Here is a 24,978-nt window from a genome sequence, read left to right as displayed (position 1 = left end):
CCGTCACACCCCCCACGACGGGCCACCCACCCGGCAACACCTACGGGGCAGCGGCACGCGCGTGACCGCCCGCCCCGGCGCCCTCCTCCCCCGACGTACCACCAACACCATCCACCCCGGCCCCGGCGGCAGCCGCGGCGGCCTCCCGCGCCTCGCGCACGTCACGGCGCAGCAGAACCACCCACCCCGCCGGCACGAGCGCGGCAAACAACCACCACTGGATCGCGTAAGGCAGGTGGACACCCTTACCGACGACCGCGTCATCGCTGGTGTCCGTGTTGCTCGGGCTCGGCACGTGCTGGGCCTCCTCGGAGGCCGGCGGGGTCGGGCTCGTCGCGGTCAGCTCCAGATAACCCGCCACCACCGGCTCCGACAGCCGCTGCGCCTGCTGAGCACTGTTGATCAACATGTACTGCCGGTCCGGTAGACCACCACGATCACGGATCCCGGTACTCCTGGACGTCTCATCCGGACGCAACCGCCCCGTCACCGTCACCTGCCCAGCAGGAGCGGGCGGCACCTGCGGATACACCGTGGCATCCGCCCCAGAAGCAACCCACCCACGATTGACCAGGACAACATCACCACCCGTGGTGACCAGCGGAGTGATCACGTAGTAACCGATCGTGTCACCAGAAGCATCCGTACGCTGACGGACCACGAACTCGTGCGCCACATCATAGTGACCCGTAGCCATGACCGTCCGATACGTCTGCGAGATCGGAACACTGCCACCAGGACGAGAAACAGCCTCCATAGCCACCGGCGGAGAAGCCAAAGCCGCAGCGATACCCGCATTCTGCCGATTCGACTGCTCATAACGGTGATACTGCCACTGACCCAACCAGATCAGAGCAGGAACGATCGCGAAGAAGACGAGGGTCAAAACCACCCACCGCCTCGTCAAAAGGATACGAAGCACCACACGACCGTATCCCCCCACCACCCACCCCCACCCACCACCCCCACCGACACCAAACAGACAACGAACGGACACCAAGCAGGACACCCCCCACGAGCACGCCCCCACGGGCACCAAGCAGACGACGGACGGCAGCCGGCGGGAGCGGGCGGCAGCCGGCGGTGGGCGGCGGTGGGCGGCGGGCGGACACCAAGCGGAGGCACTCCCGCACACGCGCTCCCACGAGCACCGAACATGGGCAGGCGAGGAGCGCCCGGCCGAGGCTGCGGTCGAAGGGCGCCGGCCCGGCTGGCGTGCGGAGCCCCCTTGCCACGCCCCAGCGAGCGGGCCCCGTTGCCCGTCTTCCGCTCCGCGGGCAGCGTGGTGGCGGCCGCGTCCAGGCCGAGCTCGGTCAACCCCCAGATCACCGCCCCCCGCCCCGGCGGGCGGACCGGCGTGCGGGACCGGGCGGCTGGTTTCTGTGGCGCGCCGGGCCGGGTCGGCCCCGGCCCGGACAGACGGTGGTGTGCTGGCTCGTCGCCATCAGTGCGGTGCCTCGGTGCCGTGCGGCGGGCGTGCTTGCCCGATCACCCCCTTGTATGTGTCGGCGGGCGCTCCGTGTGATACCGCGGCCCGGACTTCTTACCGGACGGCGGGCTACAGGCCCATGTCGCGTGCCTGGGCGACGGTGCGGGCGGCCAGTTCGGGCGAGCGGTGCAGGAGCGGCTCATGGAGCATCGGGTCGCCCAGGAACGCCCCGTCGCGGATCGCGATCCACTGGTTGGTGCTGCCCAGGCCGCGCTCGACCCAGCCCTCGATCTCACCGCCGCGCATGACGTAGAAGACACTCGGCACACGGGTCCAGCCGATCAGCAACCAGTCGGGGCCGAGCTGCTCAAGCGGGCCGGCGACATCCTGCGTTGCCAGGTCCGCGAGCGGGCCCGCCGATGAGAGGACCCGACCCTGGTGGTCCTGGACACGCAGAGCGTCCACGCGGCCGCCGGGGTCCCCGCCTCCACGACCGGCCGGGACCCGGAAAAACGGCCACCGACGCAACACCACTCGGGACCAGGCACGCGTACAGCCTGGCCAACTACCCTGAAAACTCTGGCCAACTGCGAAGCAGAGTCACGGCGGCGCGTGCGCGCGGGTGGTCAGCGCCGCTGGTAGGACGCGCCGGTCAGCGCCCGGAGCAGCAGCGGGCCGCCGGTCGTGGTGCCAGGCCGGGTGACCTGGTCGAGGGCGTCTCCGATGGCCGGGTGCAGGTGGCGGCCGACCGCGTCGGCCGCCGACCGCCACACCACCGGCGCCTGGTCGATGTTGTCCTGCTCGGTCCGGGCGACGGCCTCCACCAGGTGGTCGGGCAGGTGGGCGGTGAAGACCAGGTGCCGGCGGGGGAACGGCCCGCTGCCGCCGGGGCGCGGGGTCTCCTGGTCCTGGAGGAAGCGGAGCCTAGGCGGCGAGGGCAGCGCGGCCCGGTCGAAGCTGGACTCTTCGAGCAGCTCCCGGCGCAGCGCGTCGCGGGCCTCCTCGTCGTCCTCGACCGGGCCGCCGAGCAGGCGGTGCTGGAGGCCGGCTGGCCGCTGACGCCGGGTCAGTGCCCGAAGGCCTCGCGCAGCCGCTTCTTGTCCGGCTTGCCGACCGCCGTCAGCGGGATGGCGTCCACCAGGTGAACGGCCTCCGGGGCGTAGATCCGGCCCTTCTTCGCGGTGACGAAGGCGCGGACCTCGTCCATCCGGGGTTCCTGTCCCGGGGCGGGGACGATGGCCACGTGGACGTGTTCGGCCTGCTGGGCGTCGCGCACGCCGAAGACGGCGCACTGGACGATCGCCGGGTGGGTGAGGAGCAGCTCCTCGACCTCGGTGGGGTAGACATGGCCGCCGACCACGATGATCAGGTCCTTGACGCGGTCGGCGAGGTAGAGGTAGCCGTCCGCGTCGAAGTAGCCGATGTCGCCGGTGTGCAGCCAACCGTCGCGCACCGCTTGGGCGGTGAGGTCCGGCCGCTTCCAGTACCCGGCCATCAGGCCGGCCGAGCGGACGTGCACCTCGCCCTGCTCGCCGGTCGGCAGTACGGTGCCGTCGGCGGAGCGGATCACCACCTCGACGTCCGGGAAGGGCCGGCCGACCGGGAGCGGCCCCTCGTCGCCGAACCGGGCGTGCTCCGGCGGGGTGAGCACCGCGATCTTCTGCGTCTCCGACATCCCGTAGAGGCTGACCAGGACGGGCCCGAGCACCTTGATCGCCTCCCGCACCCGGCTCGGCGAGGAGGCGCAGCCGCCGTAGTAGACGCGCCGCAGGCTGCTCAGGTCCGTTCGCCCGAGGGCCGGGTGGTCGAGCAGCTGGTAAAGCAGCGGAGGCAGCAGCCACAGGTCGGTGATGCGCTCGCGTTCGATCGCGGCGAGCACCTCGCCGGGGTCGAAGGAGCGCTGGATGACGACCGAGCCGCCGCGCTGCAGCACCATGTCGGTGAGGACGCCGGCCAAGTGGGCGAGCGAGGTGGCGGCGAGGAGTCGGGGCGGCTGCTCGTCCGGGGGGCCGGCCAGCGGGGTGTCGAAGCTGCTGCGGTAGGGGCCGTGCAGGCTGAGGATGCCCTTGGGGATGCCGGTGGTGCCGCCGGTGTGCCGGATGCTGAGGTCGTCGTCGGGGCCGATCCGCACGGCGGGTTCTCGGGCGGGCCGGTCAGCGCTGGCGGCGATCACGTCCTCGCCGATGCCCTGCGGTGCGGGGCCCAGAGTGAGGACAGCCGGCACGTCGATCAGCGGCAGCAGCGCGGGGGCGTCCGCGTACCGTTCGGCGTCCACGACCAGGACGGTGGTGTCGACGCTGGCCACGATCTCGGCCAGGACCGGGGTGCTCATGCCGTCGTACAGGTTCACCACCCGCGCGCCCGCCAGGCCCGCGGCGTAACGGGCGCTGAGCGCCTCGGCGGTGTTGCCGGTGAGCAGCGTGACGGTCGCGCCGCGGCCCACGCCTCGGGCGATGAGCTCGTGGGCGAGGCGGTAGGTGGCGGCGGTGAAGCCGTCGGCGGTGATCTCAACGCCGTCGGCGGTGGTGACGGCCCGTCGGTCGGACCCGGTGGTGAGGGTCCGAAGGATCAGGGCAGGACCGCTGACGAACTCCGAGCCGCTGACGGCCACTTCTTCCTTGCGTTTTGCAACCATGCCGTCAGGCTAGCCCTCCCCGCTCACCGCGCAGGGGCGAGTTCCAGCCAATGCCGCAGGCGGCGGGTGAGGGCGCAGCCGCCCCGGTCGGGGCCGACTCCGCCTACGCCGTCGAACCCGTCGACCGGGCCGGACGCGCGCTCCACATCACGATCAACACCGTCAAACGCCCCCCTGGCGCGGAGGGCTTCATCATGCCGCCCCGCAGGTGGTCGTGGAGCGCGGTCCGGCGTGGATCACGCGTGCCCGCCGAAACCGCAGGGACTACGAACGCATGCTCACCCACGCCGAAGCCCGCAGCCCTTGGGTGATCCCCGCAAGGTCACACGTCGATGACGACCTTGCCCTGAGGGGAGCCCTCCTCCACCAGTGCGTGCGCCTGGGAGATGTTCTCCAGGGAGAACTGCCGCGGGTCGACCAGCGGGGTCAGTGCACCGGCGTCGGCCAGTGCGGCCACCTCGCGCAGGATCTCGCCATGGTGTCCGCGGCCGCGCCCGGTGAGCAACGGCAGCAGGGTGAAGACGCCGGAGTAGGTCGCGCCCCGGAAGGAGAGCGGGGCGATGCTGTGGGTACCCCAGCCCAGTGCGCTGACGACGTGGCCGGTGTAGGTGCGCACCGAGGTGAAGGAGTCGTCGAGGGTGGCGCCGCCCACGGTGTCGTAGACCACGTCGAAGCCCTCTCCACCGGTGTACTGGGCCACGTACTGCGCGGAGGTCGTGGCGGTGTAGTCGATGGGGGTCGCGCCCAGTTGTTCGATGGTCGCAAGGCTCCGGGCGGAGCCGGTGGCATAGACCTCGGCGCCTCGGGCCCGGGCGATCTGGATGGCCACGTGTCCGATGCCGCCCGCGCCGCCGTGGACCAGGACCTTCTGCCCGGCGTGCACACCGGCACGGTCCACCAGGCCCTCCCACGCGGTGATCGCGACCAGCGGTATGGCCGCAGCCTGGCGCATGGTGAGCGCACGCGGCTTGCGGGCGAGCAGCCTGGCGTCCACGGCCGCGTACTCGGCCAGCGAACCCTGGAGGTCACCGACGCCACCGGTCAAGCCGTAGACCTCGTCACCCGGGGCGAAGTCGTGGACCTCCGGGCCCACCTCCTCGACGATGCCGGCCAGGTCGAGCCCCGGCACGGCGGGCAGGACCCGCTTGGCGTGGGCGGCCGCCCCGGCGCTGATCTTCATGTCGAGCGGGTTCACCCCGCTCGCGATGATCCGCACCAGTACCTGTCCGGCACCGGCAACCGGCCTGTCCACCTCGGTCAGCTCCAACGCAGCACCGAACTCCTGCAGCATTACCGCACGCATCGCGCAACCTCGATTCATGTCTGTGACGCCCTGCTAATCGAACAGACTAGTCCGACTTGTTTAGGTGGGACAAGGCTTGCCGAGAACTAATCGAACGAACTAGTCTGTCTGGATGGCGACCAGAGTGCGGAAGACGAACACGGAGCAGAAAATCCTCGCCACCGCGGCCGAGCTCTTCTACCGCAAGGGCCTGCGGGGTGTCGGGGTCGACCAGGTCATAGCGGAGTCAGGGGTCGCCAAGTCGACCCTGTACGCACACTTCCGCACGAAGGAAGAGCTGGTCGCCGCCTATTTGCGGCAGACCGACGACGTCTGGATGGCCCGGTTGCAGGCCGCGGCCGCACGGGCCGGAGACTCCGCCGGTGAACAGCTCGTCGGGCTCTTCGACGCCCTCCTCGACGCGTTCGAGCACCACGGCCTCTTCGGCTGCCCCTTCATCAGCGCCGCGGTCGAGGCGGACCCGGCCTCGGACGCGCACGCTGCCACCATCGCGCACGTACGCCGGCGCCAGACCTGGTTGGCCGAGCTGAGCCGCTCTGCCGGAGCCGCCGACCCCGAGGCGTTGGCCTGGCACATCGGGCTGCTGATCGACGGAGCCCTGGCCTCGGGACGGCTACTGCAGGATCGCGCCGTGGTGGACGCGGCAAAGGCGTCCGCGCGCAGCCTGCTCAGCGGCGGATCCGCAGTGCCGGCTTGAGCCGTCCGGTGCCACGGCGCACGCCTTCGCGTCACGGCGTCGGTCGCGGCGCGGACGGCCGCAGCGCGGAGTCAGCGGTCGTAGGTGCAGGCGGCGGGCGCCGCGGGTGATGCGGGCGGCGGCGTGCAGCAGCCGGTAGCGGAGCTTCTTCGGCTCGGCGGTGGCCAACTCGCCCTCCAGCAGGAGGGATCGGGTCCAGGCGAGCAGGTCGATGGCGGCCGGGGAGAGTTCCAGCCAGACGGCGTTGATCTGGAAGTGGCGGGAGGGGAAGCGGCCGAATCCGCTGGTCCTGCCGCAGCGGATGCGGTCCTCGACGCGGGCGTGTGCGCGGTGGCGGACCTCCAGTAGTCGAAGGGAGCCTTGGCCGCTGGGCGTGTCGGTGAGGAAGACCTGGTGGCGCATGCCTTCGTCCAGGTCGGACAGGGGGAGTTGGGCGCCGGGGTGGGGGCGTTCGCGGCGGACGATGATCCGGGTGCCCTCGGGTAGTCCGGGCAGGTTCCTACCGCTCGCCGAGCTCGAGCAGCTTGTGAAGTCCTCGTGTGGTGCGGTCAAAAGCGGGCGGCGTCGACGGCGGGTCGCAGGACCTCCACGCACCACTGGCGGAAGGTGGTCGGCGTGCTGTTCTCGGTGGTGCGGACCACGCCCTCGTCGAGGCCGTCGGTCTTGGCGGTCGCCATGTCGGCCATCGCCCGGGCCATGCCGGGTGACGCGCCGAAGGAGAGCATGGCAGCCTCCAGCGACGCGGGCTCGACCTGTATGTAGCGCACCGGGATGCCGAGCACGTCGGTGATGACGGCGGCCATGTCGTTGCCCGACAGGTCCTCTGGGCCGAGCAGTGGGATCTCGGCGAACCCGGCCCAGTCGCGGTCGAGCAGCAGGCGGGCGGCGGTGCTGCCGATGTCGCGGGTGGCCACCAGGGGCAGCTTGCGGTCGGGCGCGAGGGGCCCGGAGATCACGCCGTCGCCCAGGATCGTGCGGATGTCGCGCAGCGTATTGTCCATGAAGGTCGGGTTGGCGAGTGAGCGGTAGTTCGTGACCGTGGCGAACAGGTCGTCCATGGCCAGCGAGGCGGTGACGTTGCCGGCCCGGTCGGCGACGGCGGTTCCCCGGCCCAGCGCCGAGACCCCGACGACGTGGCGGACGCCGTGCGCGGCGACGGCCTCGGCGCCCGGCCTGCTGTACTCGACGTAGGAGGTCATCACGTCGGGGGCGCGGAGGTCGCTGGGCATCAGCCAGAACACCGCATCGGCGCCGGCGAAGGCCTTGTCGACCACTGCGGCGTCGCGGTGGGAGCCCTCCACGATCTCGACACGGTCGCGGACGGTGGGAGAGAGTCGCTGAGGGTCGCGGACGATGACCCGGACGGGCTCGCCGGCGTCGAGGAGCTGCTCGACGACGTGGCGGCCGATCTTGGCGGTGGGTGCGGTGACGACAATCACGAGTGTCCTCCGTACGACCTAGTATGTAAACTCAACCGTACCGTTTACTTGCGGAAGAGGCCACCATGCCAGCGCGACGAGGCGAGAAGCTCCGCGAACACATCCTGTGGACAGCGAAGGACGTGTTCCTTGAGGCCGGCTTCGAGCGCACCTCGATGGACGTCGTCGCCCAGCGGGCCGAGACCTCCAAGCGCTCGCTCTATGCCCACTTCCCCAGCAAGGACGCCCTCTTCTCCGGGGTGGTCTCCCTGGTGCGCGAGCTCTACCTCGACCGCCTGGGCTCGCCGGAGGACTACGTCACCGCGGAGCGGGCCGATCCGGCCGACGCCCTCGTGCGCTACTGCGGGCGGCTGCTGCAACTGCTGCTGTGGTCTTCGTCCCTGCGCACGCTGCGGATGGGGATTGCGGAGGCCGAGCGAGTGCCCGAGATCGCGTCCGGCTACTACGAGGCGGTTTTCGAGGCCCCGATGGCGCGGATCGGCGCGTACGTCTGCCGGACCTGGGGCCTGACGCAGGAGGAGGCGCGGGAGGTGGCCGAGATCCTCGTCGGCCGGACGGTCTACCCCGAACTGGTGCAGGGTCTGCTCGGCGTGCGGGAGCCGATCGCCAAGCGCCCCGACGAGGCCACCCTCGCCGCCGACGTCGACCTCGACCGGATCGCCGCGAGCATCCGACGACTCGTCCCGGGCGCACCAGCGTCCTAGCTGCAGTGGCTCTGTCAGTTGTCCGCCAGAGCGAACACGTCCAGCGTCGGCATCCCAACCGCAAGCACCCACCGTGTCGCGGTCGCACCCGCCGTGACGCCGCGGCCCGCCAGCTCGACCACGGCGAACGGAACCTTGGCATCCGCGGCGACCGCAAGGAATGCACCCAGTGACACAGAGTTTCCTACCCCCCACCCGGAGGCATCCGACTCGCTCGCTCGCCATCCTTCCCGCCCGGGCCCCAGTCGGAGGGCAGTCTACGGAGTTACCCGGACAACGATCTGAGACGAACCACTGGATATCGACTGCGGCAAGGGCGTACCAGGCGCCGCCGGCGGCTGCGATCATTCCGGTGTTGGGAAGGGCGGCGGTGGGGGCGGTCGCGTTCACCGGGTGTCCAGGTTGCCGGGCGGGACGGTGAGACGATTCTGATGACCACCAGCACATTCGAATGTGTTCGGGGTGCGGCGTCGCCCAGTGTTGCCAGGAGGCCGAGTCGCTCCGGCTACCGCAGGGTGTGGCCGCTGCGCGCGGCGATGACGGAGGCGACCGCGGGGATGAGCGTCGTGAGTAGCGCGAGGATCTCAGGCGGGAAGCGGCGCGCCCGCGGGGGATTGCGACTGCCTTGGGTGATGGGGGCCTGGTGGCGGCACCGGGACTTCTTCTTGTTCTTGCGGGCCATGACCGTGGTTCTCCTTCTTGCTGGGCGGTGGGCAGGGCTGTGCCGGGCCGAGAGCGAGGCGTGGTGCGCGGTCGGGCGAGCCCCGCACGGCACTGAAAGGCCGCGGGCGCGGGTCTGTGATCGCCTGCGCCGGCCACTGTGGAAGGCCTGTCGGGGAAGGCGGCGGACGCCTTCGCGGCCCGGGTACGAGCAGCGTGGTGGTCCGGGTCGTGCGGTCGGGTGGCCGCACGACCCGGGAGGCGACTCAGGTGGCGTTGACGAGTTCCTGGAGCTGGTCGGCGACCTCGCCGGTCGGCAGACGGATCAGCCCGTAATGGTCGTCGATGACGGCGGGACCCTCCGCGACGGCCTCGCGCAGCGCCTGGTCGGGGAGCGCGAGGTCGGGCATGGGCTGGCCGAGCCATGCCGAGTACTGGAGCAGCGGTGCCTGCGGTAACGGGGGCTGCGGTGTCCTGGTGGCGGTGGTGGCTCGGGCCGGGCTGCTCTCCAGCTCGCCTGCCTGCTGGAACCAGTGGTCGGCGTCGCGCAGTTCGCCGAGGCGGGCGTGGTGGAGGTAGAGGCAGTAGGCCGCGGTCGGGTTGTCCGCGCCGGCGGCGGCCTGCCACCAGAACTGGGCTTCGTGAGGTCGGTCGGTGAGGTGGAGCAGGCAGCCGAAGACCAGTTCTCCGCGGGGGTCGAGGCGTCGGCGGGTGACCAGGGCGTCCAGCCAGGCGGGTGCCTCGTTCTCGTTGATGACGATCGTGGACAGGTTGCTCAGGTCCCGGGCGGCGTGGTCGTGGAAGGTCAGTCCCGCGCGGTCCCGCACGGGGTCGGCGTTCTGGCCGGGCCGGGCGGGAGGGACGGTGCCGGGCTGGGCCGCGGCGCAGGGGCAGTAGCCGGTCGGCGACTGCTGGCCGCGCCGGGCGGCGAGTTTCTCCGCGATCCGCCGGCGGCCGGCCTCGATGTCGTAGAGGGGCTGGGTTCCGGTCAGCAGGCCGGGACCCTGGGGCAGGTGGTCGAGTGGGCTGAGCACATGAATCACTCCTGGGCGTCGTGCTTGATCGGGCCGGGGCGCAGGAGCCGGCGCGAGGCGAGGCGGGCTGCCAGCTTGGTTTTGGCCTGGCAGATGAGGGAGCGGATGGTGGCTGTCTCCACTCCCATGACCGTGGCGATCCGGTTCACGCTGTAGCCCATGAGGTAGCGCAGCACGATGACGTCGTGCTTGCTGCCGGACAGGCTGCGGATCGCGGCGGCGAGGGTGATGCCGTCCTCCAGGTCGGTGACGCTGGCGTCGAGGCCGTCCAGGAGGGATTTCACGTTCTCGCGCATCGCGTAGGCGAAGGCGGTCTTCTCGACCAGCACCAGGTGCTCGTCGCGTCGTACGCACTCGGCTTCCACGACGCGGCGCAGCAGGGCCCAGGCGTAGGCGGTGGGGTTGGACTGGGCCAGTACATCGGTCCAGTGGTCGGCGAGGGCGGTGAAGACGTCGTCGACGAGTTCGAGGGCGAGGCCGTCGTCGGCGAGGTGGGCGGTGGCGTAGTCGAGGTAGGGCTGGGCGTGGAGTTCGTGGAAGCCGCGGAAGGGAACCGGCAGTGGGGCTCGGGTATTGGCGGCGTCGGCCGGCGGGGCGTCGCTCATTCAGGCCTCCCACGACGCGTCGGGGACGGCCTCACGCGACCAGCGGATGGGCCGGGGGTGACCGGCCGTGAGGGAGTGACCGGCGTGGCTGGAGGCCGGGGCGGTACGGCCGGGGTGCAGCGTGGTGCCGGCGGCGGGGGTCTGCGGCCGGGTGGCGATGGGCTTGGGATGGGAGGCGGAGAGTCGGATCGTCACGTGCTGGCTTCCTTTTGCCGGGTTTCGGGCGCTCCGTGACGTTCTGTGGGGGAGAACGGAGCGGTCTGGGTTCCCAGCATTCCGGTCCTATAACCGGATCGTTCACACTAAGAGAGTAAAGAAATACGGATGGTGATCATCCAAGTTGCCGCCACACCCCCGCCACCCTGACGGCACCCGGGCACGCGGCGGGCCGGCACCTTCATCGCCACCGGCGGGTCGACGGCAGGAGCCCCGCGCGCACCATCTCATTGACTTTATCTGGGAATCTGGGAGATCGTGGAGTTGTCCAAGTGAAAGATGATCCTGGAGGGGCCCGCGTGAACCGCAGCACTCGCACCATCGAGATCGACGACGAGGTCTTCGCCTTCCTCCAGCAGCACAGCGAGCCCCTGGTGGACACCCCGAACGACGTCCTGCGTCGTCTGCTGCTCGGTGACGCCGAGCCTGCCGCCGGCGGGGAGATCGCCGAGCGGCGGGGAACCGGCGCGTTGATGCCGTTCGTCGAGCGCGGCTGGCTGGTGCCGGGCGCTCAGCTGCACCACACCAAGAAGCGCTCGGGCACCACGTACCTGGCGACGGTCACCGCGGACGGCTGGATCCGCATCGAGGACGGCCAGGTCTTCGCGCTGCCCTCCCCCGCGTTGAAGGCCCAGGTCGGCACGGAGATCAGCGGTTGGGCGCAGTACGTCGTCAGCGCGACCGGCGAGACCCTCCAGGAGCTGCGCAGCCGGCTGCAGCAGGAGCAGAAGAGCGGATCCTGACCCGTCCGCGAACCGGAGGCGCGGGGGCAGGGGCAGTTGGTCGCGGACCGCTTGGAGGCGCGGTGAGTGCTTGGCGTCGTAGACGGCCGCGAGCAGGTCAAGCTCCGCCTCGGACGCCTCCGGCAGACGCCGAAGGTCGACCGCGCACCCACCCCGCTCGGCCACCGGAAGACCGAACGGGAGCAGGGCGTCGACTGCGCGGCCCAACGTCGTTGTGAGGAGGCAGCCAGCAAGTGGGCCAACGCGGCAGTGACCGCCGCCCGCCAGCGTGGGTCCTACCGCAGCGCTTTCCAGTCGACGGGTGGGAGCGTGGGGCCGGGGCCGGGCACGCGGCGTACCGCGGACGGGAGAAGTCGCACCTCCTGCCGGAAGGAGCAGTCGTCGATGCGGGTCGCGACCGGCTGCCCGCACTGCTCGCACGCGAGGTGGCTGATCTTCCCCGAGCTACCCGGTGCGGCGCGTGATCAGCGCCTCCAGACCGTCGAGGATGCGCTCCAGGCCGAAGTCCAGCGCCTGGTCCCGGCCGTCCCGTGAGGCCATGGCCGCGGCGAGCGCGGGGAAGCGGTCGGCGTGCCGGTGCACCAGGGGGCCCAGGACGGCCAAAAGTTCCGCCTCGAGCGAGCCGTCCGGCCGGGCGGCGCGGGCCTGCTCGGCGATGCCTCGGACGTGCCCGGCCAGCAGCACCGCGGCGTCCATCCGCTCGGGGCCGGTCAGTCCGTGGCCGTCCAGGGCCGCGACCACCCGCTCCAGCCAGCCGAGTTCCTTGGGGCCCATTACCCGCGGTCCGACGGTGGCGTCGAGCAGCCACGGGTGCTCGGTGAATGACCTCGCCAACTGCTTTGCCCAGCCTGTTAGTTGCTCACGCCAGCCAGGCCCCTCCACGGCCTGTGGCGGTTCGCTGACCGCGGCCTCCACCATGAGCGCGACCAGCTCCGCCTTGCCGGGCACGTAGCGGTAGAGCGACATCTTGGTGAAGTCGAGCAGCCCTGCCACCTTCTGCATCGAGACGGCACCGAGGCCCTCGGCGTCCGCGATCTCGACGCCCGCCGCGGTGATCCGCTCCAGGCTCAGCGCGGGCTTCGGCCCCCGGGACGGCTTGGCAGGCGGTCCCCAGAGCAGCCGCACCGCCTCGTTCACTTCCTCGCCCAATTCCCGCTCCGTCCCGCGTCTCCATCCGCCCCTTGCGAGGCGGCCTAACTGCGTCTACCGTACACAGAAATAAACAGTGTCTACCGGACACAGTTATTCGACAGCCTCGGATGGAGTGGGTTCACGTGAGCACCAAGGTCCTGATCTCGGGCGCGAGCATCGCCGGCCCCGCGCTGGCCTACTGGCTGGGGCGGCACGGCTTCGAGACCACCGCCGTCGAGCTGGCTCCCGCCCTGCGCGGCGGCGGCCAGGCCGTCGACTTCCGCGGCAAGACCCACCTGACCGTGCTGGAGCGGATGGGCGTGCTCGACGAGCTGCGCGCGCTCGACACCGGTGGCAGCCCCATGACCTTCGTCGACCGGCGCGGCCGTCAGATCCTCCGCTTGCCGGCCGACTTCGCGGGCGGGGACGTCGAGGTCCCGCGCGGGGAGCTCGCCCAGGTGCTGTACCAGCGCAGCCTCCCGCGCACCGAGTACCTCTTCGGCGACTCGATCACGGCCCTGGAGGAGACGCCCACCGGTGTCCGGGTAGCCTTCCGGCACGGGGCTCCACGCGAGTTCGACCTGGTGATCGGCGCCGACGGGCTGCACTCCCATGTCCGTCGGCTCGCCTTCGGCCCGGAGGAGCGCTACGTGCGCCACCTCGGCTACTACGCCGCCACCTGGCAGCTGTCCAACTACCTGGACCTGCCGCCCGGTTCGGTCGGTCTCAACGTCCCCGGCCGGCTTGCCGCGGTCGGCGCCGACCATCGCGACCCGACTCGGGCGGGTGCCTTCTTCCTCTTCGCGTCGACCGAACTCCGTTACGACCGCCACGACGTGGCACAGCAGAAGACGCTGATCCGAGACGCCTTCGCGGGCCTCGGCTGGGAGGTGCCCCGGCTGCTGGAGAGCCTGGGGCAGGCCCCCGAGCTGTACTTCGACTCGATCAGTCGGGCCGACCTCCCCGCCTGGTCCACCGGTCGGATCGCCCTGCTCGGCGACGCCGCTTGTGGGGCCACCATCGGTGGGATGGGTACCGGCACCGCTGTGGTGGCGGCGTATGTTCTGGCCGGCGAGCTGGCCCGGGCCCGCGGCGACCACCGCACCGCCTTCGCCCGTTACGAGCACGCCCTGCGCGACTACGCCCGGGGCTGCCAGAAGGGCGGAGACCGCACCGGCCCGTTCCTGGCGCCCGGCACCGCGACCGGGCTGCGGGTGCGTAACGGGCTGCTGAACCGGCGCTGGATCCTCGACAAGATGCTGGAGACGGGCAAGCAGATCAGCAGCGTCGACCTGCCCGACTACGCAACCGAGCTGACCAACGCCGCTGCGTTCAGCGCCGTGGACGAGGTGCAAGCCCTCCTTCCATGACCGTGACGTCGGCCTGGAAGGTGTAGTTCTGGGCGGTGGCGGGGTGCTTGCCGATGCTCGAGGCGTACATGCTGGCGCTCTTCAGGCTGCGGGCCTTCACACGCTGGCGGTGGCAGGCTGGCAGCAGGTTGTCCAGGAGTGCGAGACCGATGGCGCCGACCAGGCGGCTTGGCCCCTCGGGCAGCACTCCGCTGGCGGTGACCACCGCGGCTCGCAAGGCGACGGTGAAGCTGATCCGGTCCATGCCAAGGCCGGGCCGGCTGGCCGCGGCGGCGGCGGTGCGGATCAGGGCCTGGTAGACGGTCGGGGATCGAACCGTGAGTTCGTGCCGTCCTGGCTCGTGGGCGTCGTTGCCTCGCGGAGATGGTCCTCAACCGGACCCAGGTTCTGGTCATGGGCCAGGACGATTTCGTCCGCGAGGTTGAGGATACGGGTGGTGCCACTGGGAAACTGAGCAGTGATGCCGATGGCGAATTCGTAGTTGCCGTGCTCATAGCGGATCTCTCGGACGGAGAGGATCTGCTGGCCGATGAACCGGGTCATGGGAAAGTCTGGCAGGTCGTCCTCGACCGTGGTGTGGCCGTATTCGTCCATGTCGTAGGGGCCGTGAGGCTGGTCGATCTCCATGGACAACCCGTCGCCCGGTGTGTGGAACCGGACAGGGCCGAGGCCGTCCAGGTTCAGCCACATGTGCAGGAGAGAGGGCTCGCTCTCCTGGTAGTGGTGCCAGGACGTCGTCACCTTCAGCAGGAGCCTGCCGACCAGGTCCTCAGCGTTGATCACCCGCCGATGCTGTCACAGCGTTCAACGACTCGGCACTGGTTTCCAAGAGAGCCTGGGCGGAGTCCGTGTAGCGGATCGCGGTCTTCTCGTCGAGGCCGAAGACCGCGGCGAGAGCGAAAAAGCGGAGGTTGGGAGCGGCCGATCGCGAGGCCAGGATCCCCATCGAGCTCACTGGCACGGGGACGCCCTGCCAAGCGACCCCCCTCCTCTAGCAATTCGCGTATAAAGCCAGCAAGGGCCACAGACCGCTGCGGTTGCCCCGGTGTCAGGGCTGGCTGCCCATCCGTCGTTGTCGGGGCGGGGTCGTAGCCTTTCGTGGTGATCCATAGCCCCTTCGAGCAGCGACCGTTGGACGCTGCCGCCCATGACGCCGAGACCGCGACGCTGACGTTCGACCGGGCCCAAGCCTGGCTGCGGGCGGCGCTTGCCGGCCCGATGGAACCGCTGGCCGCCGAGGTGTGGGTCCTCGACCCCGCCTTGGAGCAGATCGTTCTGATCAAACATCGATGGCGGGCCTGGGTTCCGCCGGGCGGCAAAGTGGAACCCGGCGAGACCCCGCGCGAGGGCGCCGCCAGGGAGCTGACTGAGGAAACCGGGCTGCGCCTTTCAGCGGCCGGCCATGACCCGTGTCCCTGTCCAAAGCCCTGATCTGGGGCGTCAGGGGCGAACGGCGGCCACCAGCTCGCCGGTCGTCACCACCCGGGCGAAGCCCCCTCCATGCAGCGAGACGGCACTCGCTCGGGCCAGTTCGTCGGCCGTCAGATGCCAGTCGTTCGGGCCGGTCAGATCGAAGGTGTGGGTGGCGTCGAGGGCGACCAGCACGTCGTAGCCGAGGTTGCCGCCCATGCGGGCGGTGGTCTCCACGCACATGTTGGTCTGAATACCGGCCAGTACGACCTGGGTGATGCCCGCCGCCTTGAACCAGTCGTCAAGGTCGGGGGTGCCGTAGAACGCCGAGTTCACGGACTTGGTGACGAGCAGCTCCGGGCCGCCGCCCTTGCCACGCCGCTCCTCGACGTAGTCCTTGAAATCGTTTCCCTCGTATCCGGTCCGCAGCGGCGAGCCGGGTGTGTTCGAGTCGTGCCGTACGAAGACGACCGGTCGGTCCGTCTCCTGCCAGGCCGCGATCAGCGAGGCGATGTTCTCGTCGGCGGCCGGGTTGTTGCGCGGGCCCCAGAACTCCGACTCGTCGAAGCCCTTCTGCACGTCCACCACTACCAACGCCGCGTCATGTGTGATCTCCATGTCCACGATCCTGCCGCCCCCGTAGGCTCTCTCACAGGAGGCTAAAAGACAGCGATCGATGGTTTACTGCCAGGATGACCCGGCCCGCACCCGCCCACCGCATCGCCCTGCTCGCCTTCCCCGGCATCCGGGCCTTCGACGTCTCGGTGATCACCGAGGTGTGGGGCACGGACCGCGCCGACCAGGGGGTCCCCGCGTTCGAGCTGCGCCGGGTAGCCGCAGGCCCCGAACCGGTACCGATGCGCGGCGGGCTCGCACTCACACCGGACCGCACCCTCGCCTGGCTACCCCGCGCCGAGCTGATCCTCGTACCGGGCTTGGACGACCACGTCACCCCAGCTCCCGAGCCCGTCCTCGCAGCGCTACGCCACGCCCACGCCCGGGGCACCACCATCGCCGCGCTGTGCGGCGGCGCGTTCACACTCGCCCAGGCGGGACTGCTGGACGGCCGCCGGGCACTGACCCACTGGGCACTGACCGATCTGCTGAAGACCCGACACCCACAGGTGCGGGTCGAGCCGGACGCCCTGTTCGTCGAGGACGGCAATCTGTGGACAGCCGCCGGCACCGCCGCCGGCATCGACCTGTGCCTGCATCTGGTGCGCGCCACGCACGGCGCGGAGGCAGCCGCGACCGTTGCCCGCTCCATGGTCACCGCACCCTTCCGGACCGGCACCCAGGCCCAATTCATCGAACATCCGACCCCGCGCGCCGACCGCGACGCGGACGCGCTGGCCAAGGTGCGCGCCTTCGCCCTCGCGCACCTCGACGAGCCACTCACCGTGGCCGCGCTCGCCGCCCGCGCCGGCATGTCGCCGCGTTCCTTCGCACGGCACTTCGCGGCGGCCACCGGAACCACCCCCCTGCGCTGGCTTGTGGACCACCGCATCGCGACGGCCCAGAAACTCCTCGAACGCACCGACCTGCCCATGCCCGAGGTCGCCCGCCGGTCCGGCTTCGGCAGCGAAGTCACCATGCGCCAGCACTTCACCTCCCGTCTGGCGACCAGCCCGCGCGCCTACCGCACCTCGTTCGCCGAACAACCACCCCCTGGACAGGGGAGATGATTGCGGGCCAACCAGGACGCCCACCCGACGCGCGGCCTACCGCTGGGGTTGCGCCGCCCGGCGGCGGGACGGCGAGGGCACCCGGACCGGCGACGACTGGCACCAGGCAGCCGACCGGGCCCTGGCCGCGCTCGGCGAACAGTGGGCCGACCGCACCGAGGCTGGCGAAAGCCGGCGCCTGCTGACCGCGTGCCCGCGTCAGGGCTTGCGCCTGGCCCGCGACCACCAGCCCGAGCTCGGCTGCTCGCCGAGGCGGCCTGGGCCTACGTCGCCGACGGCATCTCGGAACCCCTCGACCCACCCACCACACCGGCCGGACCCGACGCACCGCCGGCCGTGCTCCCTGGCACGAGCGGTGCTGCAGTGCCGGGCACGGCCACCGAGGCGCTCGTCGAAGGGCCGAGCAGTCTGTCGACGAGGAGTTCCGGGTAGCCGGAGGCTGGGGGGGTCGATGCCGAAGATCGCCCGCAGGTACAGCGGTGCGACGAGCTGGTCGAGGATCTGTTCCAGGGGTGGGGGGTTCTCGCCGCGGATGGAAAGGCAACCCCCACCGCACCGCCACCAAAGGCCAACGCATGAGGGAAGCACCAGGGTCAAGCTGACACCAGACAGCGCCCGGCATCCTCGACGCGTCCGGGCGGCTGGTCACCGAGCTGGAGCCACGCCCACGGTTGGCGATCGCCCCGCTCCCACCCCAGCGAACCGCCACCCGACCGTGCAGCCCCAGAGACCGGTGAACTCCCCACCTCAAGGCCCCACAAGGCGCGGCCCACGCACAGCGAGCCACACACACCCACCCACCAACCCGCACACCACAGCCGCCCGACCGCGCAGTCTCACAGGTTGGTGAGCTTCTCACCCTTGAGGTCCTGCAGGGTGTGGTCCACGCACACCGCCAGGATCACCAGTAGGACCGCGTCCTGCTGGGCCATCACGTCGACCGCGTACGCATCACGCAGGCTGAACCACCGCCGGGAGATGTGAGCCAACGTGGTGCCCTCGTGCCGGATGTCGAACTCGCGGTCGAAAAGGTTACCCACTATCCGCAACCGCCGCCCGTCATACAGACGGACCTTGAACCGGTCACCGAACAACGTGAACGCCCGCTTGCTGATCTTCGCCGCGAGCCGACCATCCTGCTTGATCAACAGCGTGTGATGGAAAGTGAAGGCCTTCTTGACGATGCTCGCGACATGCTCGCCACGGGTATCCACCAGAGCGAACGTATTCCGCAACCGCAGGAACTTCCGGTTGACCCTGAAAAGCCTCTCCCGATGCTCGGTCTCAATCCACGCCTCCTCATGAAAGGCGAACATACGATCGCGTACCAGATAACGCACCAGGCCCCCAACAGATCAAGTTCCAGCACCACCAGGCCAACACCCCGGCAGCATCCCCCAGAGCCTAGTACCCATCACACCCCCACCAAATACCAGGGGCCACAACACGCCAAGGAAGACCCCCGACCCACAGACACCACCGCAAGACACACGACCAACAACAAACACAGTCCCACACCCAACCCAAACCCCGAGACCAAACGAACACCAACCCGCCACAGAACATCCGCTGACACAGACATCAACCCACGCAGACATCAATACAACAGCACCACCGCACCCCAAAGTCCAACAAAATCCCAAGAGCATGCTGAGTCCATCGCACCACAACACTCCGCCCGCCAGAGCCGTGCTCCGTTCTTGAAGCCGGTGTCGACCCAGGCCTTGGAGATGCTGGGGTAGCGTTCGGGGCGGGGTGTGGATCGCAGATCACGCCGAGGGGGACCGAGGGTTCCCGGTGAAGTACCTCCTGGCCCACGAGGGCGCAGCTGGCGTGGAACAGCCCCGCACCCTGTGACCTGTTCATTCGGTACCGGATCGCCATCGCTCTTCCGGACACTCTTGCGGGGCCGGTCGCCGGCGTCGGCTGTGTTCGTGGGGCAGTTCGCCGGTGATGAGGGCTTGGCCCGACCATGCACGCGGGTGCCCTGGCCGCCCCGGCCAGGGCACCCGGCTTCAGGGAGCCGGGGCTCCGCCCCCGAACTCCTGAGCGTCGGCCGTCGGCAACGATCAGCCGTCAGCCGGCGTAAACGTCCTCGACGTACCTGCCCTGCCGGACCAGTTCTTGGAGCCACTGCCCGGCGGCGGCCTCGTCCGTGTCAGGCGCGTGGTCCAGATAGAGCGCCTGGAAGGCATCGCGCACGCCAGGTGCCATCCGTGCGCCGTCCCCGCAGACGTACACCTCGGCCCCGGCCTGCAGCAGCTGCCACAGCTCCGCGCCCTCGGCCGCGATCCGGTGCTGCACGAAGCGCAGGCCGTTCACCGGGGCCTCACTGAACACCGGACGCATCGAGACCGCCCCCGCCAGCTCGGCGGCGCCCAGCTCGTCCGCGTGCAGGTAGTCGGCGTCCGGGCGGTCGCAGCCGAAGTAGCACAGGGCGGGGGCCAGTTCCGCGCCGGAGGCGAGCAGTGCGCGGCGGTCCGCGATGGCGCCCCGGAACGGGGCCAGACCGGTGCCGGCGGCGATCATGATCATCGGGGTGCGGTGGTCGATCCGGAACGCCTCACGGCACGGCTGGATCCGGGCGAGCACGGTGTCGCCGGGCCGGATCCGCCCGAGGTGGCCGGAGCCGGTGCCCCGGTAGGTACCCCGGCCCGAGCGGGCGGGGGCCTCGAGCAGCGAGACCATCAGGTCGATCCGGCGCGGGTCGGTGGCCGGCGAGGAGGACACCGAGTAGTGGCGCGGCCGGATCGGGGGCAGCAGTTCCAGCAGGACGGGCCAGGTCAGCGTCTCGCGCAGGGCGGGGTGGTCCTCGATGAGGTCGAGCAGTGTCCGGGGATCGTCGGCGGTGACGGCCCGCAGCGCGGCCCGCTCGGGTGGGCAGGGGTTGAGCTCGGCCAGGGTGGCCAGCTGGTCGGCCCTCGGGTGGTCCTGCAGCTCGACGTGGTGGGTGAGCAACTCCCGTACGGTGACCGGCCGGTCGATGGCCAGGCCGGCACGGCGGGGCGCGACGATGTTGAGCACGGCGTCCGGGGCGGCGCCCAGCACTCGGGCGGCGCGTTCGACCAGGGCGGGGTCGTTGGCGGGGAGCACGGTGAGGTGGTCGGCGGTGCGGTAGGTCTCGCCGTCCGGCAGCGCCAGCCGGACCAGGCGCTTGACCCTCGGGTAGGCCGGATCGGTCAGGCTGTCGACCGAGCTGACGGTCATCGCGGTCATGCCGTGCCGGGCCGCCAGCGCGTCCAGCGGGCCGCCGGTGATCTCGGTGACCCGGTACCCGCCCGCCTCGGGTGCGGCGGCGGTGCCGCCCGGGTCGCCGTGGCGCTGCAGCAGGACGGTGCGCAGCGCGGCGGTGAAGGCCTTCACGGTGCCCGCCAGGTCGCCGGAGGCGTCCGCCTCGGCCCGCGCCAGCAGCCGGGTGCCGCCGAGGGCGGCCAGTCGGTCGTCGATCAGCGTGGGGATCCGCTGGTAAGTAGGGGCCCAGTTGCGGTCACCGACGCCGAGCACCGCGTAGCTCACCCCGTCCGCGGCTCCCTCGGTCGCGGTCTCCAGCCACCGGACGAAGGCCGTCGCGTCGTCGGTGGGCTGGCCGTTGTACGAGGCGGCGGTGATCACCACGGTCCGGTCGGTGGGCAGCGCGCCCGTGCGCGCGTCGAGCGGGGCGATGGCGGTGTCGCAGCCGAGTTCGGCGGCCGCGTCGGCGAGTTGCCGGGTGAACTCGCGACAGGCGCCGTAGTTGGAGCCGTGCAGGAGCAGCAGTCCGGTGCCCTGGCGGACCCGGGCGGGCAGTGCGCCGTCGGTCGGTCCGGTCTGGGCGCTCGCGGCAGGGCGTGTCACGGGCGCGCGCCGGGCCAGGGTGAGGGTGAAGTCGTCGGGCTTGATGGTGAGGGTCTGCTTGAGGGTGAGCTGGTAGTCGGTGTGGTCGATCAGCCGGTAGCGGTGGGCCAGCATGGCGAGCAGCATGGTGGCCTCGTGCAGGGCGAACTGCCGTCCGATGCAGGCGCGTTCGCCGGTACCGAAGGGCTTGAAGGCGTGCAGGGGGCGGGCCGCCTCGACCTCGGGGTCGAACCGGGCGGGGTCGAACAGTTCCGGGTTGTCGCCCCACACCGGGTCGCGGTGCAGCATCGGGGTCAGCACCAGCACGAGCTGGCCGGCGCGCAGCGGGATCCGACCGCCGAGCAGGGTGTCCTCGCGGGCCTCCCGGTTGAACGCCGGAGCGCTCGGCCACAGGCGCAGCGACTCGAGGAGTACCTGGCGGGTGTAGCGCAGGCGGCCGATGTCCTCGTACGACGGTTCCGGGTCGGTCCGGTCGCCCCACAGCTCGTCGACCTCCTGCTGGAGCAGCCGGAGGGCGGCCGGGTGCTTGGCCAGGTGGTACAGGGCGAAGGCGAGCATGCCGGAGGTGGTCTCGTGGCCGGCGATCAGGAAGGTGATCACCTGCTTGCGGATGTTCTCCGCGTCCAGCGTGGTGCCGTCGGCCGGGTGGGTGGCGTCCAGCATCAGGCCCAGCAGGTCCTCGGCCCGGCCCCGCTCCTCCTCCTTGGTCCGGGCGGCGATCACCTCGTCGACCACCGAGGCGAGGTAGTCGGCGTCGACCCGGAACGCCTCGTCCTGCTCGGAGTAGTCGACGCCGGGGATCCGGGCGATTCGGGTCATCGCCCATTCCAGGCAGCGCAGCATGGCCTCGACGAACGGGTGCGATTCGGCGCGCTCGAAGGAGCCGAAGTCGAAGCCGAACCCGGCCAGGCCGATGGTGTCCAGGGTCATCCGGGTCATGTCGCCGGGCACGTCCACCGCCGTGCCCGCGGCGGCGTGGTGGTCCCAGGAGTCGATCAGCCGCTGCGCGACCTTGAGCATCACCGGGTGGTAGGTGCGCATCGAGCCGAGCGCGAAGGCCGGCATCAGGATGTCGTGGGCCTTGAGCCAGTTGGGCTCGTGGTTGTAGGCGGTGAACAGGCCGTCCCCGGTCAGCTCCCGGATGTTCTGCTGGCCCAGCCCGACCGCCTTGGTGAACCGCTGCTCGTCCACCAGCTCGGTGACCAGGTCCAGGCCGGTGACCATCAGGAGATCGTGCCCGTGCACGCGCTGGACGAAGGCCGGCCCGTACTGCCGGGCCAGCCCCATGGCGCGCAGCGTCGGCACGGCGGCCGGGCCGGCCTGGGAGAGGTCCACGACGGGGATCGGGCCGTCGGTGCTGACGACATGCGGGGGTAGCGGTGTCTCGGTCATGACGCGGGTTGCCTTCCGCAGTAGGAAATCGCCGGTGCCGCACGGACGGGTGGATCCGTCGGCGGCCGCTCTCCACTCTGGGCCTCCCAGGGCGGCTCTCCGACCCGCCGAACTATAAGATTGTCTAGTATCGGCAGCGGCTGCGATCTTGCCTTCATGGCGTCAGATGTGGCATGCGCCACAGAGCGGAGTGCCGTTGTGGATCCTGATCTGGACGAGGTGCTCAGGGCGGCGCTCCCGGACGACCCGCGCGAGCTCGCGATCCTCTGGCGCAACCGGTTCCTGCAGCTGTTCGACCACCTGCCGCTGCCGATCGCGGTGTGCGACGCGGCCGGCCGCATCCTGCTCGTCAACCGGGCATTGGGTATCGAACTGGGCGTGCTGCCTGGGCAATTGAATGGACGGAAGATTCTGGAGCTGCTCCGGCCGCAGGGCAACAGGCCACTGCGCCCGGTGGTGGAGGCCGTCCGGCTGCAACGCCGCTCCCAGTACCCGATCGAGGTGTTGTGGACCGCCGCCGACGGCACCGAATGCCAGGGCGAGCTGACCATCGAGCCGGTCAGCGACCTGCCGGACGAGGGACCGAAGCTGCTGCTCTGGCTGCGCGTCCTGGAGCGATCGACCGCCGCGCCGACCGCCCGTCCACCCGAGCGGGTCAGCCCGATCGAAGCACGCATCCTCGCCGCGGCGGCCCGGGGTGCCACCACGGCCCAGATCGCCAGGGAGGTCGGCCTCACCGCCGGCGGCGTCAACTACCACCTGACCAGCCTGACCCGCCGCTGGCGCGTCCCCAACCGCACCGCCCTGGTGGTCCGCGCTTACATCACGGGTGTGCTCGCCCCGGGCGTCTGGCCGCCCAGCCCAGGTTCGGCCGACTCACCGTCAGGATGACCGCGAACCCGAGGAACCCGGGTCGCACACAGCCGAGGTTCCGCTCCACCGGCAGCAGTGGCGCCTCGACACGCCCGCACTGGTAGCTGTCGCCACGGCGGTGGCTACGGAAGCGGAGCGGGCCCTCGGTGATCAGGCTGCGAGTTGGTGGGCGAGTCGTGTGAGTCGGCTGGTCCGGGGTTTCGACTCTGTTCGGTCCAGTGGGCGTCGAGTCGGATGGCGTTGATCGCGGTGGCGGAGTAGGCGTGCTGGAGGCTGGTCTTGGGCAGGCTGCGGTAGCGGGCCCGGTGCAGGTCGGTGACGTCAAGGGTCTGGTTGATGGTGCCCTCGACCCCGGCACGGAGGGCGTACTTGGCTTGTCAGGTGTCGGTGTTCTGCTCGGCGCGGGCCGCGGCGGTGTTCTCGTGCAGGTCGCGGGACTGCAGGGTGAGCATGCGGTTGCCGCGTGCCGTGGTGGTGCACTTGTCGTGGGACGGGCAGGTGCCGCAGTCTGTTCGGGCGAACTCGATGCAGCAGCGCGAGCGCGTCCTGGCCGTAGACCTCAGCCAGCCGGTCCCGCTTCGTCTTCGAGGTGGGCAGCCGCCATGAGTCGATCCGTGCCGCGTGGCGCAGCTCCAGCTCCACCACCGGCATCGCCTGCCCGAGCCAGGTCGGCGCCGCGACGGCCAGTGCCTCCAGCGCCGCGCGCACGCTCTCACCGGCCAGCTCCAGCCGGTTCAAGTCCCGCACCGCGCTGATGACATGGGTGGAGTCGGTACGCTGCTTGCCCCCGGCCGCGATCAGCCCCTCCCCCCGGCAGTGCTCGACCAACCGGTCGAAGAGCATGCGCTCCATGCCGTGCTCGACCAACCGGACCCGGAACTTAGCCAACACGGTGAAGTCGAACCCCGGATCGGCAAGTTCCAGGCCGAGGGCGTACTTCCGGTCGATCGCCCGGACCACCATCTCGGCTGCCTGGTGGTCGGTCAAGTTCTCGGCGAACCGCAGCACCGTGACCAGCGCCAGCATCCCCGGCGACCGGCCCGGAGCCCCACGCACCCCCAACGCGGAGGCGAACGGCTCGTCCGTGAAGACCTCAGCCAGTTTCTCCCGTACCCACATCGCCAGCGCACCCTTCGGGAACGCCGCCGCCGCGACCAGCGCCGTCTGCTCCGGAACCTCCGGCAGCCCCGCCGCCCACATCGACACCCGCACCACCCCCGCGACCACCTGCCCACGGGACGGCCGCAGGAGCGATCATGCCGCAGTCAACCGACCCGCGGCCCCAATTGAGCAACAGAGTCCTTGCCGCCCCCAAAGCGGACCACGGCCGCCAGCCGGATCCGCTCACGCGCGGCCCTTTCGGCGTCGGCCAGCCCGCCGCCCTGTGCGTACCTCACGATCCAGAGCTACCGGAGCCGATGCCCAGCCGTCAGCCAAACGGCCCCGACATCACCCAATCAAGTTCAGTAGCCCCACACATCGAAGAACCTGACCATGGTGGCCACCTCCGCGAAGAGTTCGACGCCAAACCGACCATCTTCACCTTCCCGGACAGCATCATCGGAGCACTGAAACTCTGACCCGTTCAGCCCCCCCCACATCGAAGAAGCCGAAGAACAAACCGAGAAACTCAAGGCTCCGCAACAATCCGCGTCGAGTGCCACAACAACCCGAACAAGACGTCGTGACACCGCGGACGGGACGCCGCGACAACCCGGGCGAGGTGCCATGACCGGCGTCACCCGGTCGGCTCAGCAGCAATCGCGCCGCCCAGCCCCCCGAACCTAGGGTCGACCCAAGCCCAGGCTCGGCCATCGG

25 protein-coding genes and 2 pseudogenes are annotated in these 24,978 nt (G+C 70.5%); 9 read left to right on the top strand and 18 right to left on the bottom strand.

The features are described 5' to 3' along the window. Positions 1-40: 40 nt before the first annotated feature. Positions 41-925 (bottom strand): SURF1 family protein, encoded by an 885-nt coding sequence (locus tag ACIGXM_RS36375; protein WP_396568404.1) that lies wholly within the window; start codon positions 923-925, stop codon positions 41-43. A gap of 885 nt (positions 926-1,810) precedes the next feature. On the opposite strand from ACIGXM_RS36375, the pseudogene ACIGXM_RS36370 reads away from it, so the two are divergent. Then, positions 1,811-1,951 (top strand): annotated as a pseudogene (locus ACIGXM_RS36370) (IS5/IS1182 family transposase); the annotation flags it as partial. A 104-nt stretch (positions 1,952-2,055) separates the two neighbouring features. Here ACIGXM_RS36370 and ACIGXM_RS36365 read toward each other — a convergent pair. The 3 genes from ACIGXM_RS36365 to ACIGXM_RS36355 form a co-directional block, all read right to left on the bottom strand. Then, entirely contained in the window at positions 2,056-2,460 is a 405-nt protein-coding gene (locus ACIGXM_RS36365; protein WP_396568405.1) for an NUDIX hydrolase, read from the bottom strand. Positions 2,461-2,495: 35 nt separating this feature from the next. Continuing rightward, positions 2,496-4,064 (bottom strand): AMP-binding protein, encoded by a 1,569-nt coding sequence (locus ACIGXM_RS36360; RefSeq protein ID WP_396568403.1) that lies wholly within the window; start codon positions 4,062-4,064, stop codon positions 2,496-2,498. Positions 4,065-4,386: 322 nt separating this feature from the next. Further along, positions 4,387-5,367, bottom strand: a complete 981-nt coding sequence (locus ACIGXM_RS36355) for a zinc-dependent alcohol dehydrogenase family protein (RefSeq protein WP_396568402.1) — start codon at positions 5,365-5,367, stop codon at positions 4,387-4,389. A gap of 112 nt (positions 5,368-5,479) precedes the next feature. Between ACIGXM_RS36355 and ACIGXM_RS36350 the strand changes: the two genes are divergently transcribed. Then, positions 5,480-6,064, top strand: a complete 585-nt coding sequence (locus tag ACIGXM_RS36350; protein ID WP_396568401.1) for a TetR/AcrR family transcriptional regulator — start codon at positions 5,480-5,482, stop codon at positions 6,062-6,064. Positions 6,065-6,154: 90 nt separating this feature from the next. Here the strand turns inward: ACIGXM_RS36350 and ACIGXM_RS36345 are convergent. Together ACIGXM_RS36345 and ACIGXM_RS36340 are read right to left on the bottom strand one after the other, a co-directional pair. Beyond that, a pseudogene (locus tag ACIGXM_RS36345) lies at positions 6,155-6,553 on the bottom strand (transposase); the annotation flags it as partial. A gap of 59 nt (positions 6,554-6,612) precedes the next feature. Beyond that, positions 6,613-7,503, bottom strand: coding sequence for an NAD(P)H-binding protein (locus tag ACIGXM_RS36340; RefSeq protein WP_396568400.1), 891 nt, complete (start codon positions 7,501-7,503; stop codon positions 6,613-6,615). A 65-nt stretch (positions 7,504-7,568) separates the two neighbouring features. Here ACIGXM_RS36340 and ACIGXM_RS36335 point away from each other — a divergent pair, with 65 nt between their 5' ends. Then, positions 7,569-8,207: a TetR/AcrR family transcriptional regulator gene (locus ACIGXM_RS36335; RefSeq protein WP_396568399.1), complete on the top strand. Its 639-nt coding sequence runs from the start codon at positions 7,569-7,571 to the stop codon at positions 8,205-8,207. A gap of 14 nt (positions 8,208-8,221) precedes the next feature. Here ACIGXM_RS36335 and ACIGXM_RS36330 read toward each other — a convergent pair whose 3' ends face one another. The 5 genes from ACIGXM_RS36330 to ACIGXM_RS36310 all read right to left on the bottom strand — a co-directional run bounded on the left by ACIGXM_RS36330 (position 8,222) and on the right by ACIGXM_RS36310 (position 10,701). Next, the gene (locus ACIGXM_RS36330) at positions 8,222-8,383 is read right to left on the bottom strand and encodes a hypothetical protein (RefSeq protein WP_396568398.1); all 162 of its coding nucleotides are present in this window, start codon (positions 8,381-8,383) and stop codon (positions 8,222-8,224) included. Positions 8,384-8,712: 329 nt separating this feature from the next. After that, positions 8,713-8,889: a hypothetical protein gene (locus tag ACIGXM_RS36325; RefSeq protein ID WP_396568397.1), complete on the bottom strand. Its 177-nt coding sequence runs from the start codon at positions 8,887-8,889 to the stop codon at positions 8,713-8,715. Between the two features lie 244 nt (positions 8,890-9,133). Next, a complete protein-coding gene (locus tag ACIGXM_RS36320; RefSeq protein ID WP_396568396.1) occupies positions 9,134-9,901 on the bottom strand; it encodes a hypothetical protein in 768 nt (255 codons plus the stop codon). A gap of 5 nt (positions 9,902-9,906) precedes the next feature. Further along, on the bottom strand, positions 9,907-10,506 hold the full coding sequence (locus ACIGXM_RS36315; protein WP_396568395.1) for a sigma-70 family RNA polymerase sigma factor: 600 nt from the start codon (positions 10,504-10,506) through the stop codon (positions 9,907-9,909). Further along, positions 10,507-10,701, bottom strand: a complete 195-nt coding sequence (locus ACIGXM_RS36310; RefSeq protein WP_396568394.1) for a hypothetical protein — start codon at positions 10,699-10,701, stop codon at positions 10,507-10,509. A 320-nt stretch (positions 10,702-11,021) separates the two neighbouring features. On the opposite strand from ACIGXM_RS36310, the gene ACIGXM_RS36305 reads away from it, so the two are divergent. Further along, positions 11,022-11,465, top strand: coding sequence for a hypothetical protein (locus tag ACIGXM_RS36305; protein WP_396568393.1), 444 nt, complete (start codon positions 11,022-11,024; stop codon positions 11,463-11,465). A gap of 444 nt (positions 11,466-11,909) precedes the next feature. Here ACIGXM_RS36305 and ACIGXM_RS36300 read toward each other — a convergent pair whose 3' ends face one another. Further along, positions 11,910-12,614, bottom strand: a complete 705-nt coding sequence (locus tag ACIGXM_RS36300; RefSeq protein ID WP_396568392.1) for a TetR/AcrR family transcriptional regulator C-terminal domain-containing protein — start codon at positions 12,612-12,614, stop codon at positions 11,910-11,912. Between the two features lie 125 nt (positions 12,615-12,739). On the opposite strand from ACIGXM_RS36300, the gene ACIGXM_RS36295 reads away from it, so the two are divergent. Next, entirely contained in the window at positions 12,740-13,966 is a 1,227-nt protein-coding gene (locus tag ACIGXM_RS36295) for an FAD-dependent monooxygenase (RefSeq protein WP_396568391.1), read from the top strand. On the opposite strand, the gene ACIGXM_RS36290 is transcribed toward ACIGXM_RS36295, so the two are convergent. Both ACIGXM_RS36290 and ACIGXM_RS36285 read right to left on the bottom strand, forming a co-directional pair. After that, positions 13,929-14,210: a hypothetical protein gene (locus ACIGXM_RS36290; RefSeq protein WP_396568390.1), complete on the bottom strand. Its 282-nt coding sequence runs from the start codon at positions 14,208-14,210 to the stop codon at positions 13,929-13,931. The genes ACIGXM_RS36295 and ACIGXM_RS36290 overlap by 38 nt on opposite strands. Positions 14,211-14,251: 41 nt before the next feature. Beyond that, complete coding sequence (locus tag ACIGXM_RS36285) at positions 14,252-14,749, bottom strand: hypothetical protein (protein WP_396568389.1); 498 nt, start codon at positions 14,747-14,749, stop codon at positions 14,252-14,254. 318 nt (positions 14,750-15,067) lie between these two features. Here ACIGXM_RS36285 and ACIGXM_RS36280 point away from each other — a divergent pair, with 318 nt between their 5' ends. Further along, on the top strand, positions 15,068-15,397 hold the full coding sequence (locus tag ACIGXM_RS36280) for an NUDIX domain-containing protein (protein ID WP_396568388.1): 330 nt from the start codon (positions 15,068-15,070) through the stop codon (positions 15,395-15,397). A gap of 9 nt (positions 15,398-15,406) precedes the next feature. On the opposite strand, the gene ACIGXM_RS36275 is transcribed toward ACIGXM_RS36280, so the two are convergent. Continuing rightward, positions 15,407-15,994: a cysteine hydrolase family protein gene (locus ACIGXM_RS36275; RefSeq protein WP_396568387.1), complete on the bottom strand. Its 588-nt coding sequence runs from the start codon at positions 15,992-15,994 to the stop codon at positions 15,407-15,409. Positions 15,995-16,068: 74 nt separating this feature from the next. Between ACIGXM_RS36275 and ACIGXM_RS36270 the strand changes: the two genes are divergently transcribed. Next, the gene (locus tag ACIGXM_RS36270; protein WP_396568386.1) at positions 16,069-17,061 is read left to right on the top strand and encodes a GlxA family transcriptional regulator; all 993 of its coding nucleotides are present in this window, start codon (positions 16,069-16,071) and stop codon (positions 17,059-17,061) included. Positions 17,062-17,897: 836 nt separating this feature from the next. Here the strand turns inward: ACIGXM_RS36270 and ACIGXM_RS36265 are convergent. Together ACIGXM_RS36265 and ACIGXM_RS36260 are read right to left on the bottom strand one after the other, a co-directional pair. Continuing rightward, positions 17,898-18,401 (bottom strand): LURP-one-related/scramblase family protein, encoded by a 504-nt coding sequence (locus ACIGXM_RS36265; protein ID WP_396568385.1) that lies wholly within the window; start codon positions 18,399-18,401, stop codon positions 17,898-17,900. A gap of 736 nt (positions 18,402-19,137) precedes the next feature. Beyond that, entirely contained in the window at positions 19,138-22,287 is a 3,150-nt protein-coding gene (locus ACIGXM_RS36260) for a bifunctional cytochrome P450/NADPH--P450 reductase (RefSeq protein WP_396568384.1), read from the bottom strand. A gap of 198 nt (positions 22,288-22,485) precedes the next feature. Between ACIGXM_RS36260 and ACIGXM_RS36255 the strand changes: the two genes are divergently transcribed. After that, entirely contained in the window at positions 22,486-23,178 is a 693-nt protein-coding gene (locus tag ACIGXM_RS36255; RefSeq protein ID WP_396568383.1) for a PAS domain-containing protein, read from the top strand. A 303-nt stretch (positions 23,179-23,481) separates the two neighbouring features. On the opposite strand, the gene ACIGXM_RS36250 is transcribed toward ACIGXM_RS36255, so the two are convergent. Continuing rightward, a complete protein-coding gene (locus tag ACIGXM_RS36250) occupies positions 23,482-24,387 on the bottom strand; it encodes a transposase (RefSeq protein WP_396568382.1) in 906 nt (301 codons plus the stop codon). Between the two features lie 29 nt (positions 24,388-24,416). On the opposite strand from ACIGXM_RS36250, the gene ACIGXM_RS36245 reads away from it, so the two are divergent. Further along, entirely contained in the window at positions 24,417-24,740 is a 324-nt protein-coding gene (locus ACIGXM_RS36245; protein ID WP_396568381.1) for a hypothetical protein, read from the top strand. Positions 24,741-24,978: the final 238 nt, after the last annotated feature.

The organism is Kitasatospora sp. NPDC052896 (assembly GCF_044547075.1).
In the GTDB taxonomy this organism is placed as follows: domain Bacteria; phylum Actinomycetota; class Actinomycetes; order Streptomycetales; family Streptomycetaceae; genus Kitasatospora.
This window is presented reverse-complemented; position numbering and strand designations above follow the sequence as displayed.